Genomic DNA, 16,744 nt, shown 5'->3' with positions numbered 1-16,744 from the left:
ACGCTCAGGCGGGGTAGCGACGCGGCGTGTACACGCCGGTGCCGCCGTCGGGGCGCGGGTAGGCGCGGGTCTGGGACGAGCCGATGATCAGCAGCGTGCGCATGTCGACCACGTCCGGGTCCAGGTCGGCGAGGCGGACCACCCGTACCGACTCGCTCGCACCGCCGACGTCGCGACCGACCACCACCGGGGTGTCCGGCGAGCGGTGCTTCAGGAACAGGTCGCGGGCCTCGGCGACCTGGGTCCGCCGGGTCTTGGAGGCCGGGTTGTAGATCGCCACCGCGAGGTCCGCCTCGGCGGCGGCGGTCAACCGGCGCTCGATCACGTCCCACGGCTTGAGGATCGCGGACAGGCTGATCACACAGAAGTCGTGGCCCAACGGCGCACCCGCGCGCGCCGCCACGGCCTGCATCGCGGACAGCCCCGCGACCACCCGGACCGGGACCTCGGTGCTCGTCTCGTGTGCGGCCTCCAGTACGGCCGAGGCCATCGCGAACACGCCCGCGTCGCCGGAGGAGACCACCACGACCCGGCCGCCCGCCTCGGCCAACGCGATGGCGTGGCGCGCGCGTTCGGCCTCGACCCGGTTGTCGGTGCGGTGCCGCTTCTGGCCCGGGCGGGGCTGGACGCGGTCGACGTACGGGCCGTAGCCGACCACGTGGTCCGCGGCGGCCAGCACGGCGTGCGCGTCGGGGGTGAGCCATTCGGGGCCGGCCGGGCCCAGGCCGACCACGTCGATCGAGCCGAGTTCGCCGGTGGGTTCGGGGACGGCGTAGTCCGGCTCCGGCTCGCGCGGGGTGCGGTTGGTGGCGAACTCGCCGCCGGGCGCGGTGGAGGGGGTGATCACCAGGGAGAAGTACGGGACTTCGGCAGGGTCGACCTCGGCGAGCGGGCGCACCCGCTGCCGCTCGGTGGTGGCCCGCTCCACATACCACGTGCGATCGGCCAGTCCGGCCTCCTCGCACGCCCCCCGGACGGCCGGGAAATGCCGCTTGCCGAGCTTGATCACCGCGGCCGAGTCGGCGGTGCGCAGCCGCGCCGCGAGCACGTCGGGCGGGAGCGTACCGGGCAGGATCGTGAGCACCTCGTCGTGCTGGACGAGCGGGCGGCCCAGCACCGCCGCGGCGCCGCTGACCGAGGTCACCCCGGGGACCACCTCGACGGGGTAGCGGTCGGCGAGCCGTTCGTGCCAGTACATGTACGAGCCGTAGAAGAACGGGTCGCCCTCGCACAACACCGCGACGTCGCGACCGGCGTCCAGATGCGCGGCGATCTCGGCGGCGGTCGTGTCGTAGTAGTCGGCGAGCGCGCCGTCGTAGCCGCCGGGGTGATCCGTGCTCTCGGTGGTCACCGGGTACTCCAGCGGCAGGCGCAGCTGGGTCGCGGTCAGATACGGCTCGGCGATGGTGATCGCGACGCCCCGGGCGCCCTTCTTGACCGGATACGCGACCACGTCGGCCGAGGTGATCAGGCGATGCGCCTTGAGGGTGATCAGCTCGGGGTCGCCCGGGCCGAGGCCGATGCCGTACAGGCGGCCGGTGGTGGTCACGCTGTGCTCCTGGGGGTGGGTGTGGGGGTGGTGCCGCGGGTCCGCGCGCCGCTCGTGCGGGGCATCGGCTATTCCTGCTCGCTCGCGAGCGCGTTCAGCGCGGCGGCGGTCATCGCGCTGCCGCCGCGGCGGCCGTGCACGACGAGGTAGGGGATGCCGGCGGGATGCTCGGCGAGGGCCTGCTTGGACTCCGCCGCGCCGATGAAGCCGACCGGGATGCCGATGATCGCGGCGGGGCGCGGGGCGCCGAGGTCGATCAGTTCGAGCAGCCGGAACAGCGCGGTGGGCGCGTTCCCGACGGCCACCACGGCGCCGCCCAGGTCGTCCACCCACAGGTCCACGGCGGCGGCACTGCGGGTGGTGCCCTGCTCGGCGGCGAGCACGGGGGTGCGGGGGTCGGCGAGCAGGCAGCGCACGTCGTTGTCCCGGGGCAGCCGCTTGCGGGTCACCCCGGACGCGACCATGTTCGCGTCGCACAGGATCGGCGCCCCGTCGCGCAGGGCGGCCGAGCCGGCGCGGGCCACGTCGGGATGGAAGCCGACGTCCTGCGGCAGGTCGGTCATGCCGCAGGCGTGGATCATCCGGACGACGACGCGCGAGACGTCCTCGGGGAAGCGGGACAGGTCCGCCTCGGCCCGGATGGTCGCGAACGAACGCCGATAGATCTCGGGGCCGTCCTTGATCCAGTCGTCCACGTCGGCTGCTCCTTCGCCCGCGAGCGGGGTGATGGTGGTCGGGGTGATGGTGATCGGGGTACGTGGCGGTCGGCCACGGCGGGGGTGGGTCGGGGGGTGGGCGCCGACGCTCATGTCCGACTCGGCGGCCCGGTCGGCCCGGTCGGCGCGGTCGCCCCCTCGGCACCCGGCGGCCCGGCCGCACCCGGCCGAAGGGCCAGGTAGCCACCGTCCTCCCGGGCCACCAACACGGTCGCCCCGGCGGGTGTGCCACAGGCGCGAGCACAACCGACCCAGTGTGTGGCGACACGTCCGGGGGAGGCCGAACCGGCGTTGCCGGAGAGGTCTTCGTCCGGGTCCTCGTGCAGGTCTTGGTGCAGGTCTTCGTCGAGGACGAGCGCGGTGGCCCGGGAGTGGCCCAGCGCGTGGCGGGTCGCCTCCGCGCGGACGTCGGCCAGGGCTCGGCGGCACGCCCCCAGGCCGCTGCACGCGCTCACCCCGCGCCACGGCGACTCGGGGTCGGCGGACAGGCCGGCCGCCGCCAATCCGGCGCATACGCCCGCCGGGTCGACCAGGTCGCGGACGACCAGGCCCCGGGAGCCGGTGATCCGTACCTCGGCCCCCGTCGCGACCAGCGCGCGCAACTGTTCCGGCGTCAACCGCCCGAGCGGCACCGAGACCCCGACGGCATACCGGCCGTCACTTTGCCGCAGCACCCCGATCGGCGCCCCCGCGTCGCGCCGCCGCGCGTCCGGGTGCGTAGCCGAGCCGTCCGGGATCGGCCCGGGACGCCCCGGGTCGCCGCCCAGTTCGGCGGCGAACGCCAGCGCGCCGTGCGGGAGTTCGCGGACGTGCCAGGCGCCGCTGTCGGCGCGGGCGGTCAGGAACGCGCGGGCCGCGCGGACGATCGCCGTCGCCGCGTCGGCCGGGGCGAAGCGCCATCCCGTGTCGTGGCCGGCGGCGTACAGCGCGACGGTGTTCGCCGACCGGGCCACCAGGTCCAGGTCGTGGCGGGCGGAGGCGATCGGGAGGCCGCCGTCGTCGATGCCGATCAGGAAGCGGCCGGACAGCGCGGTCAGGTCCGGCGCCGCGCACACGGCCTCGTCCACGGCGGCCAGGATCGGGTCCGCGTCGAGCAGGGCCCGCGGATCGCGACCCGCCAGCGGGCTCGCCAGGATGTTGCGCACCCGGTCGTGGCTGCGCGAGGGCATCAGGCCGGCCGCCGCGACGGCCTCGGCGAAGGCGGGCAGGTCGGCCTCGCCCAGGCCGCGCAGCTGGATGTTGGCGCGGGCCGTCAGGTCCACCGAGCCGGTGCCGAACCGCCGCGCCAGGGCCGCGAGTTCACGCACCTGGCGGGGCCCGAGCCGGCCCCCCGGCAGGCGTACGCGCGCGATCAGTCCGTCGTCGGCGGGGGAGGTGTCCACGACCCCGGGGCAGGCGTCGTCACGGTCTCGGATCGGCACCGCCCCCACCCCCTTCGTGCCGCCTCGCCGGCCTGCGTCGGGGTGTCCGGTCGGTCGCCCCGGGCCGGATCACGCGCCGGCCAGATGCGACACTGTTGCATATGGACGACGGTGTACAGCACCCCACCCCCGACCCCGTGGCCGAGGCGGTGCGGCAGATCCGCGCGCACGGCGAGCGGGTCACGGTGGCGCGTACGGCGGTGTTGCGGGTCCTCGCCGACGCCGACGAACACCTGAGCGCCGACGCCATCTTCGCCGCCGTCTCCCGCGCGGCGCCGGGGGTACACCGGACCACCATCTACCGGGCGCTCGACGCCCTCGAACGCCTCGACCTGGTCGCCTTCACCCGGCTCCGGCACGACGCGGCCACCTACCATCTGGCGGGCCATCTCGTCGGCGGCGCACGGGTGTACGTACGCTGCCGGGTCTGCGGCACGGTCGGCCACGCCCCGGGCGACCTGCTGGACGACGTGGCGTTCCGGCTGGCCGCGGAACAGGGCTTCGCCCTCGACCCGACCGCCGTGGCCCTGACCGGCCGCTGCGCACGCTGCGCCAAGCCGACCTGAGCCGCCGGTCCGCTCCCCCCGCTCCGGCCCGGCCGGTCCGGGCCCACGTCGCGCGGAGGTCGACGTGGGCCCGGCGGCGGCAGCGGTGGCGGCGGCCCGCCGCGGGTGCGGGTCAGGCCGGGTGCACGAAGCGGTACCCGTCGGACAGCGCCTCGGGCACCCATACATCCAGCGCGGCGACCGTCTGGTCGCGGTTCCCGCCGCCGTCGTGGTTGAGCACGATCGAGCCGGTCGTGAGCGCGCCCAGTACCCGCTCGGTGATCGCGTCCGCACCCGGGCGCGACCAGTCCACCGGATCGACCGACCAGCCCAGCGGACGCAGACCGCGAGCGCTCAGCGCACCCATCACCTCCGGCGACCAGCCGCCGTACGGCGCGCGGAACCACTCGACCCGATACCGGGGCAACACCCGTGCGATCGCGGAGAGGTTGTGGTCGACCTCCTCGGCCACCTCGGTGGCTTTCAGGAGCCGAAGGTCCGGGTGGGACCACGAGTGGCCGGCGACCATGTGTCCGGCGTCGTGGATCGCGCGTAGCAGCTGGGGATGTTTCTCGACCTGGGCGCCCACGACGCAGAACGTCGCGCGCACCTGATAGCGGCGCAGTACTCGGAGCACCTCGGGGGTGTTGTCGGGATGTGGTCCGTCGTCGAAGGTCACCGCGATGCGTTGGGGGCCGGCGTCGACCGTGTCGACCGGGTCCGGGACGAAGGCGGGACGGGGGGAGGGCTGCTTGTCCGTGGCGAAAGCGGACGGAGCGGCGGCGAAGAGACCGAGGGTGGCGGTTGCCGCGGCGCCCATCAGCACCGTGCGACGTGACGACATGGCGGAAGTGGTGTCCATATCGTGTATCTGGCATACGTTTGTGATCATTTCGGTGCGGACACGCACGAGTCGGGCGGAGTTCACCGGTTCGGAGCACATGATCACACCGGCGCGGATCGCCCCGCCGAACCCACCCGGGCCGGCCCACCACCCCCCGACGCCGACCCGGGTGATCCACCCGAGCCGGCGTCACGTACGCGGCCTACCCCTGGGCGGTGCGGTGCCGCTCGGCGGCCAGCCCGACCACCACGCCCATCACCGCCGCGGCGGCCATCAGACCCGCCTGGATCTCGAACGCCCGGGCGAATCCGTCGATCGCCGCCCGGCCCCGTTCCACGCCCGACTCGACCTGGTTCCTCGTGTGATCGGTGGCGACCGTGACGAGCACCGCGATGCCGATCGCCGCGCCGATCTGCTGGCACGTCGTCACCATGGCGGAGGCGACCCCGCCCTCGCCCTCGCCCGCACCGCCGGTCGCCGTGTTGATGATCGCGACGAACGCCACCCCCAGACCCAGCCCGGTGATCACCAGCGCGGGCAACAGGTGCGCGGCGAACGAGCTGTGCGCGTCCAGTCGGCTGAGCGACCACATGCCGCCCGCCGCGACGGCCGGACCCACGCTGACCGGCAGCAGCGGTCCCCGGTGCGCGAGCAGCTTGGTGGACACCGCCGCGCCCGCGCCCATGCCGACGCTGAACGGCAGGAACGACAGGCCGGTGCGCATCGGCGACCAGCCCTGGACGCGCTGCATGTACAGGGTCAGGAAGAAGAACATCGCGAACAGTCCGCCGGCCGCGACCAGGACCAGGACGTCCGCGAGCACCACGTGCCGCATCCGCAACAGCGCTCGGGGCAACAGCGGTTCGGCCGCCGCGCGTTGGCGCACGGTGAAGCCGAGGGCGAGGACGACGGCCACGCCCAGGCCGATCAGGGTCCGGGTCGAACCCCACGGGTGCTTGTCGGTCTCGACCACCGTGTACACCAGGGTCAGCACGGCGGCGGTGCCGAGCGCCGCACCGGCGAAGTCCGGTACCCGGCGCGGAGTGTCGCGATCGTCCGGACCGATCGTGCGGGGCAGCGCGAACAGCGCGAGCGCGCCGATCGGCAGGTTGATCAGGAAGATCCAGCGCCAGTGGGTCCATTCGACGAGTGCGCCGCCCAGGAGCAGTCCGGTGGCCGCGCCGAGTCCGGTGAGCGCGGCCCACGTGCCGAGTGCGCGGGCCCGCTCGGCGGGGTCGCGGAAGGTGGCCAGCAGGATCGACAGCGCGGCGGGGGAGAGCAGGGCGCCGGCGATGCCCTGCGCCGCGCGGGCGCCGATCAGCACCCCGGCGTTCGGGGCCAGTCCGCACACCGCCGAGGCCAGGACGAACACCGTCAGGCTGATCCCGAACAACCGGCGCCGGCCGAGTAGGTCGGCCAGCCCGCCGCCGATCAGCAGGAAGCCGCCGAAGGTGAGGAAGTAGGCGTTGGTGACCCAGGAGAGCGAGCTCTCGCCGAACTCGAGGTCGTCGCCGATGGTCGGCAGGGCGACGTTGACGATCGTGTCGTCGACCAGCAGGACGAACTGGGCGACGCACACCAGCAGCAGCACCGGCTTGGGGTTCGTCGGGCGGCCGGAACGTTTGGACGCGGAAGTGTCGATCCCCCGTGGCGCGGCGGTGACGGGTATCCCTGAGGCAGCCATCGGCCATTCCTACGTTCGTAGAAGTAGTTTCTATAGTTGTAGAGAAAATCTCTACAAGCGTCAAGCTCGGGGATAATGGACCCATGCCGCACGACAACGAACCCGCCACGTCGTCCCCGACCCCCGCACGAGCCGACCGCCGCACGCTGATGCTCGACGCGTCGATCCGGGTGCTTGCCTCGCAGGGGTTGCGCGGGCTGACCCATCGCGCGGTGCAGGAGGAGGCGGGGTTGCCCAACGGCTCGGTGACGTACTACTTCAAGACGCGCGATCAGCTGATCCTGGCCGTGATCGACCGGATGGCCACCCTCGACAAGATGTACGCCAACGAGATCACCCACGAGCTGCTGCGGATGACGGCGGTGCGCCCGATCGCCATCGACTACCCGCGGATCGCCCGGTTCGTGCGCGAGTGGTGGAACGAGGGCCGGGACGTGCAGTTGGCCCGTCTGGAGCTGGAACTCGCGGGCGCGCGCGAGCCGTTGATCCGCGAGGAGATGATCCGCTGTCAGGCCGAGTTCCGCGGCTTCGCCGAACTGGTCGCGCTGGCTCTGGGATCGACGAACGCGCGCCTGGACGGGCACGTCCTGCTCGCCCTGCTCCAGGGGCTGCTGTTCGACCACGTCACCCGCGACTGGGAGGACCCGGAGATCCTGGAGGTCGGGCTGCGCCGGGCGATCGAGTCGGTGCGGTGCTGAGGCGCCGGGAGCGGGCGCGTCGGGGCGCGCGACGGGCCGGCCCCGCGGGCCGGCGCCGAACCCGTGCGACGGTCAGTGCCGGTGGTGGCCGTGCGAATCCGAGTCGTGCACCACGTCGGTGATCCGGCTGACCCCGTTCACCCGCTCGGACAACGACGGCAGCACGCCGAGCGACGGCCCGACCGCCAGTGCCACCACCATCAGCACGAGCATCGCGGCGGCCTGCGTGGTCCGCCGGGTCCACCAGCGCACGCCCGCCGCCCGGCCGGGTGCCCGCTCGTTGTCGTTGCGCGTTCGTGTTGCCATCGCTCGACGAACAGCCATCTCTGAGACTCCCCATCCATCGCACGCCACACTTCGACGGTTGTGGCCTCGCGCCGTCGATCCCCTGCCGTGCTGCCTCCACTCTCGTCCTTTTCCGCCCGGACGTCACGGGGCGCGATCCCCTTCGCACAGGGTTCTCACAGACTTGTGACAGTCCATTGGTCCCGGCAACACCGACCAGGGGGGTTCCCGCCACGGGAACGGCACGCGGCGGGCGGATCCGGCGGGTCAGCCGCCGAGTTCGACCGGCAGGCTGCTCAGTCCGCGCACCCGGACCGAGGGCTGCCAGGAGACCGGCGCGTGCCGGCGGACCTTCGGGAAGCGGGTCAGCACGGTACGGACCGCGATCTCGCCCTCCAAGCGGGCCAGCGGCGCGCCGATGCAGTAGTGGATGCCCTGGCCGAAGCTCAGATGGCGGGCCGGGTCGGGCCGGTCGAGCCGGACGCGGTCCGCGTGCGGGTAGCGGCGCGGATCGCGGTTGGCCGCCGCGATGGACAGGAAGACCGTGTCGCCCGCCGGGATGGTCACCCCGCCCAACTCCAGATCCTCCAGCGGGAATCGCCGAATCGCGAGCAGCGCCGGGGACATGTGCCGGGCCACCTCCTCGACCAGGGTCGGCACCGCCTCCGGGTCGGCCCGCAACGCGTCGCGCAACACCTCGTCGTCCACCATCGCGTACAGCGCGCCGGCCATCAGATTGGCCGAGTTCTCGTAGCCGGCGAACAGCAGCAGGAAGGCCAGCGAGGTGAGTTCGTCCTCGCTCAGCCGATCGTCGGCGTCCCGCGCGGCGATCAGCGCGGACAGCAGGTCGGGGCCGGGATTCGCCCGTTTGGCCGCGAGCAGCGCGACGAAGAACGTGTACATCTCGCGCACGGTCGCGCGGATGCCCTCGCGCGTGGCGTCGGCGCCGAGCACCGCGTTGGTCCAGGTGCGGAAGTCGGTCCGGGACTCGGCCGGTACGCCGAGCAGTTCGGAGATCGCGCCGACCGCGAACGGGGTCGCGAAGTCGCGAACCAGATCCACCCGTTCGCGGGTGGCGAGGTCGTCGGCCAACGCCTGGGCCGCACGCTCCAGTTCGGGGCGCAGGTTCGCGGTGTGCCGCGCGGTGAACGCCTGGCCGGCGAGTCGACGCAGCCGGGTGTGGTCGGGTGGGTCCATGTTCAGCAGATTGGCGTCCAGGGCGGGCGGCAGTTCGAACCCCTTGTAGCCACCGGGCCTGGCATGGGACTTGTCCAGCGAGAACCGGGGATCGCCGAGCGCCGCCTGTACGTCGGCGTGCCGGGTGACCAGCCACGCCGGGCTGCCGTCGGGTGCGACGATCGTGTGTACGGGACCGGCCTCGCGCATGCGGGCGAAGACACCGTGCGGATCGTGGGCCATGGCGCGGGCGACATCCACCGGGAACCGCTTTCGATCGGCAACAACACGTTTTGCCAACCTATCGACGCCACCGGGCGAAGCCAAAACGCCCGGCCCGGGCCCCGATCCGCCCGGGCTCGCCCCACCCGGGCCCGGCTCAGCGCGGGAGTCGGTCCAGGAAGTCGGCGATCAGCGGGGCCACCTCGGCAAGCTTGTCCTCCAGCGCGAAGTGGCCGGTGTCCAGGACGTGCACCTCGGCGTCCGGCAGGTCGCCCAGGTAGGCGTGCGCGCCGGCCTCGGGGAAGAACATGTCGTTGCGGCCCCACACGATCAGCGTCGGCGGGCGGTGCTCGGCCAGCCACGCCTGCCAGCTCGGGTACAGCGCGACGTTGGTGTGGTAGTTCAGGGCCAGGTCGACCTGGGCGTCCTTGCGCCCCGGCAGGTCCAGGAAGTGCTGGTCCAGCGTCCAGCCGTCGGGGGCCACCAGCGTCGGGTCGGCCGTACCGCCCTCGTACTGGCCGCGCGTGACCGGCAGGACCAGCAACTCGGCGGCCCGATCCCGCGCACCGGCGATCTCGGGGGTGAGCGCGACGAAGTCGCGGGCCACTTCGGACAGGCCCTCGGCGTACGCGTTCGCGTTCTGCACGATCAGTCCGGCGACCGCCGCCGGCCGCCGCTCGGCCAGCCGCATGCCGACCGGCCCGCCGAAGTCGAAGGTGTAGAGCACGTAGCGGTCGAGGCCGAGCGCGTCCACGAACCCCTCGACCACGTCGGCCAGCCGGTCGAACGAGTAGGTGAACCCGTCCGGCACCTCGGTGTGCCCGAAGCCGGGGTAGTCCGGCGCGACCAGGTGGAAGTCGTTGCCGAGCACGTCGATCAACCGGCGGAACTGATGCGAGGCCGACGGGAATCCGTGCAGCAGGAGCAGCGTGGGCGCGTTTGCGGGTCCGGCCTCCCGGTAGAAGACCCGAACCCCGTCGACCTCCACGAACCGGTGCGCCACCTGCGGGATCGCGGCGATGTTCATGATCTTCCACCTTCGTCGTCGGGCTGGTGGGTCAGTTCTATCGATCTTCGATCTAATGAGTCAAGAAGGAGTTAAGCATTAGTTGCATGGTATACCGGAAACGATATGTGCGAGCCGCCAACAGGTATTGGACGGACATGCCGTGGCGCGGGAGGCTCGGAGTGGGAAAGCCCGAGGTGACAAACCCGGGGACGGATGATTGACAACGACGGCGACGGCGACCGTCACCGTGACGAAGGGATCGGCGATGGCAGGTTCGGCGGCCGGGAAGGCGGTCCGGCCCGCGCACTACGTGGCGGGGGAGTTCCGGCCCGCCGGCGCCGCGCGGTTCCCGCTCGTGGACCCCGTGAACGGGGCGGTGGTGGGCGAGGTGCCCGAGGCCGACCGGGAGACGGTGGACGCGGCCGTGGCGGCGGCCCGGGCGGCGCTGGCCGCGTGGGGCGGCTCGGCGGTCGAGGCGCGGGCCGCGGCGCTGCGGCGGATCGCGGACGGCGTCGAGGCCCGCTTCGACGAGTTCGTCGACGCCGAGGTCGCGGACACCGGCAAGCCGCGTGACCTGGCCGCGAGCGTGGACATCCCGCGTGCGATCGGCAACTTCCGGGCCTACGCCGACCTGCTGTACGGCCGGCCCGAGCGGGCCCACTCGACCGCCGTGCCCGGCTGGAGCGGCGGCACCGGGCACGCGCTCAACTACACCGTGCGCCGGCCGCTCGGCGTGGTCGCGATCGTCTCGCCGTGGAACCTTCCGCTGCTGCTGCTCACCTGGAAGGTGGCGCCCGCGCTCGCGGCCGGCAACACCGTGGTGGCCAAGCCGTCGGAGGAGACGCCGTCCACCGCGACGCTGCTCGCCGAGGTGATTCACGAGGTCGGCCTGCCGGTCGGCACGTTCAACCTGATCCACGGTCACGGCGCGGGCGCCGCCGGGGAGTTTTTGACCGCGCACCCGGACGTCGACGCGATCGCGTTCACCGGCGAGTCGGCCACCGGTACCGCGATCATGCGCGTGGCCGCCGAGCACATCACCCCGGTCTCCTTCGAACTCGGCGGGAAGAACCCGGCGATCGTGTTCGCGGACGCCGACTTCGAGCAGGCCGTGGCGGGCACCCTGCGCTCCGCCTTCACCCACTCCGGGCAGATCTGCCTGTGCACCGAGCGGGTCTACGTCGAGCGCTCGATCCACGCCGACTTCGTGGCCGAACTGGGCCGCAGAGCCGCCGCGTCGACCGATTACGGGCCGATGATCTCGGCCGCGCATCGAGACAAGGTGCTGTCCTACTATCGGCTCGCGGTCGAGGAGGGCGCGACGGTCGTCGCCGGCGGCGGGATACCGAGCTTCGGCGACGAGCGCGATCGGGGCTTCCACGTCGAGCCGACCGTGCTGACCGGCCTGCCGCCGAGCGCGCGCACCGTGCGGGAGGAGGTGTTCGGGCCGATCTGCCACGTGGCGCCGTTCGACACCGAGGACGAGGCGATCGCACTGGCCAACGACAGCCCGTACGGCCTCGCGGCGACGATCTGGACCCGCGACCTGTCCCGCGCGCATCGGGTGGCCCCGCGCGTCGCGGCCGGGATCGTCTGGGTCAACTGCTGGAACCTGCGCGACCTGCGCACCCCGTTCGGCGGGATCAAGGCATCGGGCATCGGCAGAGAGGGCGGCGAATACTCGCTCGACTTCTTCTCCGAGCCGGTCAACATCTGCATCGCCATCTGAAGGCGTCGAAAACATCGAAGGCATCGAGGACACCGAAGGCTGTGGAGGGTCCGGAACAGTGACGAATGCCAGTGGGACGGCCGGCGGGACGACCGGCGAGGCGGCCGGCGGGAGAGCCGACGGGGAAGCCGTCGAGGCCGCCGCCGCACGACTGCTCGACGCGGAGCGAACCGGCGTGCCGTGCGCACCGGTTCGCGACCTGATCCACGGCGTCGAGCAGGCGTACGCGGTCCAGGAACGACTCACCCTGACCCGGCTCGCCGAAGGCCGCCGGCTCGTCGGCCGCAAGATCGGCCTGACCTCCGCCGCCGTGCAGGGCCAACTCGGGGTGCACGAGCCGGACTTCGGCATGCTGTACGCCGACATGGCGGTGCCCGACGGGGCCGAGATCCCGATCGGCGCGGTGCTGCAGGCGCGCGCCGAGGCGGAGGTGGCCCTCGTGCTGGGCGCCGACCTCACGCACGAGCGGCACACCGTCGCCGACCTGATCCGGGCCACCGCGTTCGTCCTGCCCGCGGTCGAGGTGTGCGGCAGCCGGGTGCGCGACTGGGACATCTCCATCGCGGACACGATCGCGGACAACGCCTCGTCCGGGATGTACGTGCTGGGCAACCGCCCGGCGGCGCTCACCGACGTCGACCTGCGGCTCGCCGGCATGGTCCTGGAGCGGCGCGGCGAACCGGTCTCCACCGGCGTCGGCGCGGCCTGCCTGGGCCATCCGCTGCACGCGGCCCTGTGGCTCGCCGACCGCCTGGTCCGCCTCGGCCGCCCGCTGCGCGCCGGGGACACCGTGCTCACCGGCGCGCTCGGCCCGATGGTGCCGGTCGTCCCGGGCGATGTGCTGGAGGCCCGGATCGACGGACTGGGCGACGTCCGGGTCGCGTTCGCCGCGAACGACACCGAGGAGAACGACCGATGAGCGGTTCACACGACGCGGACCTCGTCGCGGCGCTCGCCGCCCGGCTGGACGAGGCCGCGCTCGCCGGGCGGACCGCCGAGCGCCCCACCGACACCGCCGACCTCGACCCGGCGACCGCCTACCGGGTCCAACGTGCCGTGATCGAGCGGCGGATCGCCCGGGGCGAGGCGCCGATCGGCGTCAAGATGGGCTTCACCAGCCGCGCCAAGATGATCCAGATGGGCGTCGACGACGTGATCTGGGGCCTGCTCACCGACGCGATGCTGATCGAGGAGGGCGGGGTCCTGGACACCGCCGGCCTGATCCAGCCGCGGATCGAGCCGGAGATCGCGTTCCTGATCGGCCGCCCGCTCGCCGGCGCGGTCACCCCGGCCGAGGCGGTGCGCGCGGTCGCCGGCGTCGCGGTCGCCTACGAGGTACTGGACTCGCGCTACGCCGACTTCGCCTTCACGCTGCCCGACGTGATCGCGGACAACGCTTCGGCGGCCGGCTTCGGCGTGGGTCCGTGGCAGGACCCGGGCGCGGTCGATCCGGCCAACCTGGGCCTGCTCGTCGAGATCGACGGCCGGCCCGTGGCGACCGGGTCGTCGGCGGCCATCCTGGGCAACCCGCTGCGCTCGCTGATCGCCGCCGCCCGGCTCGCCGCCGGGGCCGGCCTGGAACTGCGGCCCGGGTGGATCGTGCTGGCCGGCGCCGCCACCGCCGCGCTGCCACTGCCGAAGGGCGTCCATGTGCGGGTGTCCGCGGCGGGGCTGGGCCGGGCCGAGGTGAGCACCCGGTGAGCGCCGACGACGCCATCGTGGTCGCGGGCAAGGCCGCCCCGCGCGGCCGGTTCCCGCACGTGCGCCGGGCCGGCGACTTCGTCTACGTGTCGGGGACCAGCTCGCGGCGCCCCGACGGCGGCATCGTCGGCGCCCGGGTGGACCCGGCGGGCACCACCGATCTCGACATCCGTGCGCAGACCCGGGCCGTGATCGAGAACATCGCCGATCTGCTCGCCGCCGCCGGGGGTGGGCTCGCCGACGCCGTCTCGGTGACCACGTACCTCGTGAGCATGAACGACTTCGGCGGCTACAACGAGGTCTACGCCGAGTACTTCGACGAGAGCGGCCCCACCCGCACCACCGTCGCGGTGCACCAACTCCCGCATCCGCACCTGCTGATCGAGATCTCCTGCGTCGCCCACATCCCGCGGCCCGTCCCGTCCGGGGAACGTCCGGGGACGCCGCCACGATCCGAACCGTCTCCTCCGCTGCCTCCGTCGTCGAATCCCGAGAGGGCGAGATGAGTCTGCCGAAGCCGAGCAACGGCCTGCCGTTCAACTTCACCGCCTGGATCGACGAGCATCGGGACCTGCTCCGGCCGCCGGTCGGCAACGTCCAGGTCTGGACCGGGACCGACCTCGTGGTCACCGTGGTCGGCGGCCCCAACCAGCGCACCGACTTCCACGACGACCCGCTGGAGGAGTTCTTCTATCAGCTCCGGGGGTCCATGGTGTTGCGGGTGATGGAGGAGGAGGGCCGGCCGCCGGTCGACATCCCGATCGACGAGGGCGACGTCTTCCTGCTGCCGCCGCACGTCCGCCACTCGCCGCAACGACCGGAGCCCGGCAGCGTCGGACTGGTGATCGAGTCCAGTCGGGCCGAGGGCGAGGTCGACGCGTTCGAGTGGTACTGCGTCGAGTGTCACCACCTGGTGCACCGCTCGCCGGTACAGGTGCGCTCGATCGTGGACGACCTGCCGCCGCTGTTCGAGGCGTTCTACGCCGGCGACCGCGCCTGCCCGCGTTGCGGCGCGATCCACCCGGGTCGGGTGTGGCCCGAGGCGATGCGGCCGAGGATCGTGTCCCGGCCCGGAGCGGCCGAATGAGCCTCGACCGCGCGCTCCCCCTGCGCTCCGACCGTCGGCCGAGTCCGGCGGTGGAGCACGGAGGTTCCGCGACCGTCATCGACGTCCACGCGCACGTCTTCCCCAGGATCTCGCGGGCCGAGAGCCGGGTGCTGGCGGGCGCGGGCGAGCCGTGGTTGCGGGTGAGCGGGGACGGCACCGGGATGATGATGAGCGGCCCGGACGAGTACCGCCCGGTGCGCGCGCCGCTGTGGGACGCCGAGAGCCGGTTGGCCGAGATGGACACGCTCGGCGTGGACGTCCAGGCGATCTCCTCGACCCCGCTGATGTTCGGCTACGCGGCCGAGACGGCGCGCGCGGTCGAGTGGTGCGAACTGGTCAACGACCGCATCCTCGACTACTGCGCGGCCGACCCGCGGCGGTTGCTGCCGCTGTGCCAGGTGCCGTTGCAGGACCTCGGCGCGGCCCGGGAGACGGTGTCGCGGGCGGTCGCGGCCGGGCATCGCGGCGTACACATCGGCAACCACGTCGGCGAGCGCTACCTCGGCGACGAGGGCATCGTCGAGTTCCTGGCGCACTGCGGGGACGAGGGCATCCCGGTCCTGGTACACCCGTGGGACATGCTCGGTGGCGACCGGATGCGCGACCACATGTTGCCGTGGCTGGTCGGGATGCCCGCGGAGACCCAGCTGAGCATCCTGGGGATGATCCTGCGGGGCGCGTTCGAACGGCTGCCCGCGTCGTTGAAGTTGTGCTTCTGCCACGGCGGCGGCAGCTTCGCGTTCCTGCTCGGGCGGGCCGACAACGCGTGGCACAACCGGGATCTGGTGCGGGCCGACTCGCCCAGGCCGCCGTCGGAGTACGTGCGCAGGTTCTACGTCGACTCGGCCGTCTTCGACCCGCGCGCGCTGCGGTTGCTGGTCGAGGTGATGGGCGCGGACCGGGTCATGCTCGGCACCGATTTCCCGTTCCCGCTGGGTGAGTCGGACCCCGGCGGGGTGGTCCGGGACTGCCCGGAGCTGAGCCCCGACGAGCGGGCGCTGATCCTCGGCGGCAACGCGGCGCGCTTCTTCGCACTCGCCGACCCGGCCGCGGATCGGGCCGTCGGCCGGGCGTCGGCGGAACCCGGACCGGGTCGGTGATCGGTGCCGGCCGCCGCGATCATCAGGCGGGCGGGGCCGGGGGTTCGCCCTCCACCGTGACGCGCGCGACCGAGTCGTAGAAGCACAGGTGACCGGCGATGTCGGGCACCGACTCGATGGGCTTCGGGTATTCCCAGGCCACGTCCGGGCGCGGGGCGGAGTCGGCGCCGCCCAGGTAGGTCCAGTAGGAGGCCTCGCCCTTGAACGGACACGTGGTGTGCGTGTCGGTGGGCTCGAAGCGGGTCAGGTCGACGTCGTCCGGCGGCAGGTAGTAGCGGACGGGCAGACCCGTCTCGTAGAGCACGACGGGGCGGCTGGACCGGGCCACCACCTCGCCGTCGATCTCGACGGTCACGGTCTGGGCACTGTGCACGGTGGTCACGACGTGGCCGGGTGTGGACGTCGGCATGGGCTCTCCTCCGGCGGGCGAGGGTTCTCCTTCGTCGCTACAACCGTCCGAACCCGGGACGCATTCCGGCCGAGCACGGGCCGAACGTGTGAGCAACGTGTGGATCGATGCGTGGATCGATTCAATTGGTATAGACCTATTGCTCGTGTCGATGGCACGGGCTAGCGTTTTCCGCGTGCGCGCCGGCACCACATGTTCCACATGTTCAGCCCGAACGACCTTTCCAGCGGCCCGAGTTGCCCTCGGGTCGAGAACGGAGTCGAGCACATGCGCAAGGCTATGGCGGGTATCGCGTTGGCCGCGGCGATGTTGGGCGTGGGGGTTGCCGCGCAACCCGCGATGGCGGATCCGAGCGGCTTCTACCTCTGGGGTTACTACCCGAGCGCCGAGTCGTGCGACGCGGCGGGCAAGGCCACGGTTCCGGCACACGGACCGGTGTACCTGTGTCTGAACAACGGCGGCACCGTCTACGCCCTTTGGGTGCACTGACGGATCGGTAGCCAGGGACGGCTGCCCACCGGCTCGGCGGGCGGGGCGGCGTCGTCGCG

The 16,744-nt window shown here is 72.7% G+C and carries 18 protein-coding genes; 9 read left to right on the top strand and 9 right to left on the bottom strand.

Features of this window, described 5'->3' with window-relative positions; genetic code table 11:
- Window positions 1–4: 4 nt before the first annotated feature.
- The 3 genes from ACFRCG_RS32660 to ACFRCG_RS32650 form a co-directional block, all read right to left on the bottom strand.
- Window positions 5–1,549 (bottom strand): precorrin-2 C(20)-methyltransferase, encoded by a 1,545-nt coding sequence (locus tag ACFRCG_RS32660; RefSeq protein WP_380038130.1) that lies wholly within the window; start codon window positions 1,547–1,549, stop codon window positions 5–7.
- 68 nt (window positions 1,550–1,617) lie between these two features.
- The gene (locus tag ACFRCG_RS32655; RefSeq protein WP_126641191.1) at window positions 1,618–2,244 is read right to left on the bottom strand and encodes a precorrin-8X methylmutase; all 627 of its coding nucleotides are present in this window, start codon (window positions 2,242–2,244) and stop codon (window positions 1,618–1,620) included.
- Window positions 2,245–2,354: 110 nt separating this feature from the next.
- Complete coding sequence (locus ACFRCG_RS32650) at window positions 2,355–3,686, bottom strand: cobalamin biosynthesis protein CobG (RefSeq protein WP_380038128.1); 1,332 nt, start codon at window positions 3,684–3,686, stop codon at window positions 2,355–2,357.
- 101 nt (window positions 3,687–3,787) lie between these two features.
- Between ACFRCG_RS32650 and ACFRCG_RS32645 the strand changes: the two genes are divergently transcribed.
- Complete coding sequence (locus ACFRCG_RS32645) at window positions 3,788–4,252, top strand: Fur family transcriptional regulator (protein ID WP_380038125.1); 465 nt, start codon at window positions 3,788–3,790, stop codon at window positions 4,250–4,252.
- A gap of 112 nt (window positions 4,253–4,364) precedes the next feature.
- On the opposite strand, the gene ACFRCG_RS32640 is transcribed toward ACFRCG_RS32645, so the two are convergent.
- Window positions 4,365–5,075: a polysaccharide deacetylase family protein gene (locus ACFRCG_RS32640; RefSeq protein ID WP_380038122.1), complete on the bottom strand. Its 711-nt coding sequence runs from the start codon at window positions 5,073–5,075 to the stop codon at window positions 4,365–4,367.
- Between the two features lie 202 nt (window positions 5,076–5,277).
- Window positions 5,278–6,759 carry an MFS transporter gene (locus ACFRCG_RS32635; protein ID WP_380038120.1) on the bottom strand — a complete coding sequence of 494 codons (1,482 nt, stop codon included), beginning with the start codon at window positions 6,757–6,759 and terminating at the stop codon, window positions 5,278–5,280.
- Window positions 6,760–6,842: 83 nt separating this feature from the next.
- Here ACFRCG_RS32635 and ACFRCG_RS32630 point away from each other — a divergent pair, with 83 nt between their 5' ends.
- On the top strand, window positions 6,843–7,457 hold the full coding sequence (locus tag ACFRCG_RS32630) for a TetR/AcrR family transcriptional regulator (protein ID WP_380038118.1): 615 nt from the start codon (window positions 6,843–6,845) through the stop codon (window positions 7,455–7,457).
- 72 nt (window positions 7,458–7,529) lie between these two features.
- Here the strand turns inward: ACFRCG_RS32630 and ACFRCG_RS32625 are convergent, their stop codons facing one another.
- The 3 genes from ACFRCG_RS32625 to ACFRCG_RS32615 all read right to left on the bottom strand — a co-directional run bounded on the left by ACFRCG_RS32625 (window position 7,530) and on the right by ACFRCG_RS32615 (window position 10,167).
- Entirely contained in the window at window positions 7,530–7,763 is a 234-nt protein-coding gene (locus ACFRCG_RS32625; RefSeq protein WP_380038116.1) for a hypothetical protein, read from the bottom strand.
- A gap of 246 nt (window positions 7,764–8,009) precedes the next feature.
- Window positions 8,010–9,161, bottom strand: coding sequence for a cytochrome P450 (locus ACFRCG_RS32620; RefSeq protein ID WP_380038114.1), 1,152 nt, complete (start codon window positions 9,159–9,161; stop codon window positions 8,010–8,012).
- 136 nt (window positions 9,162–9,297) lie between these two features.
- Entirely contained in the window at window positions 9,298–10,167 is an 870-nt protein-coding gene (locus tag ACFRCG_RS32615; protein WP_380038112.1) for an alpha/beta fold hydrolase, read from the bottom strand.
- 247 nt (window positions 10,168–10,414) lie between these two features.
- On the opposite strand from ACFRCG_RS32615, the gene ACFRCG_RS32610 reads away from it, so the two are divergent.
- The 6 genes from ACFRCG_RS32610 to ACFRCG_RS32585 all read left to right on the top strand — a co-directional run bounded on the left by ACFRCG_RS32610 (window position 10,415) and on the right by ACFRCG_RS32585 (window position 15,787).
- Window positions 10,415–11,878 (top strand): 2-hydroxymuconic semialdehyde dehydrogenase, encoded by a 1,464-nt coding sequence (locus tag ACFRCG_RS32610; protein WP_380038110.1) that lies wholly within the window; start codon window positions 10,415–10,417, stop codon window positions 11,876–11,878.
- A gap of 151 nt (window positions 11,879–12,029) precedes the next feature.
- Window positions 12,030–12,797, top strand: coding sequence for a 2-keto-4-pentenoate hydratase (locus ACFRCG_RS32605; RefSeq protein WP_380038247.1), 768 nt, complete (start codon window positions 12,030–12,032; stop codon window positions 12,795–12,797).
- Window positions 12,794–13,579 carry a 2-keto-4-pentenoate hydratase gene (locus ACFRCG_RS32600; protein ID WP_380038108.1) on the top strand — a complete coding sequence of 262 codons (786 nt, stop codon included), beginning with the start codon at window positions 12,794–12,796 and terminating at the stop codon, window positions 13,577–13,579. Before ACFRCG_RS32605 ends, ACFRCG_RS32600 begins: the two co-directional genes overlap by 4 nt.
- A gap of 14 nt (window positions 13,580–13,593) precedes the next feature.
- The gene (locus tag ACFRCG_RS32595) at window positions 13,594–14,085 is read left to right on the top strand and encodes a RidA family protein (protein WP_380038245.1); all 492 of its coding nucleotides are present in this window, start codon (window positions 13,594–13,596) and stop codon (window positions 14,083–14,085) included.
- Window positions 14,082–14,666, top strand: coding sequence for a 3-hydroxyanthranilate 3,4-dioxygenase (locus ACFRCG_RS32590; RefSeq protein ID WP_380038106.1), 585 nt, complete (start codon window positions 14,082–14,084; stop codon window positions 14,664–14,666). Before ACFRCG_RS32595 ends, ACFRCG_RS32590 begins: the two co-directional genes overlap by 4 nt.
- On the top strand, window positions 14,663–15,787 hold the full coding sequence (locus tag ACFRCG_RS32585; RefSeq protein ID WP_380038104.1) for an amidohydrolase family protein: 1,125 nt from the start codon (window positions 14,663–14,665) through the stop codon (window positions 15,785–15,787). Before ACFRCG_RS32590 ends, ACFRCG_RS32585 begins: the two co-directional genes overlap by 4 nt.
- A gap of 22 nt (window positions 15,788–15,809) precedes the next feature.
- Here the strand turns inward: ACFRCG_RS32585 and ACFRCG_RS32580 are convergent, their stop codons facing one another.
- Window positions 15,810–16,196: a DUF427 domain-containing protein gene (locus tag ACFRCG_RS32580; protein WP_380038102.1), complete on the bottom strand. Its 387-nt coding sequence runs from the start codon at window positions 16,194–16,196 to the stop codon at window positions 15,810–15,812.
- 267 nt (window positions 16,197–16,463) lie between these two features.
- On the opposite strand from ACFRCG_RS32580, the gene ACFRCG_RS32575 reads away from it, so the two are divergent.
- Entirely contained in the window at window positions 16,464–16,685 is a 222-nt protein-coding gene (locus ACFRCG_RS32575) for a hypothetical protein (RefSeq protein ID WP_143657836.1), read from the top strand.
- The last annotated feature ends 59 nt before the right edge of the window (window positions 16,686–16,744 follow it).

Source organism: Embleya sp. NPDC056575 (assembly GCF_042793325.1).
GTDB lineage: Bacteria > Actinomycetota > Actinomycetes > Streptomycetales > Streptomycetaceae > Embleya.
Note: the sequence above shows the minus strand (reverse complement) of the source record. Positions and strands in the feature narration are given on the sequence as shown.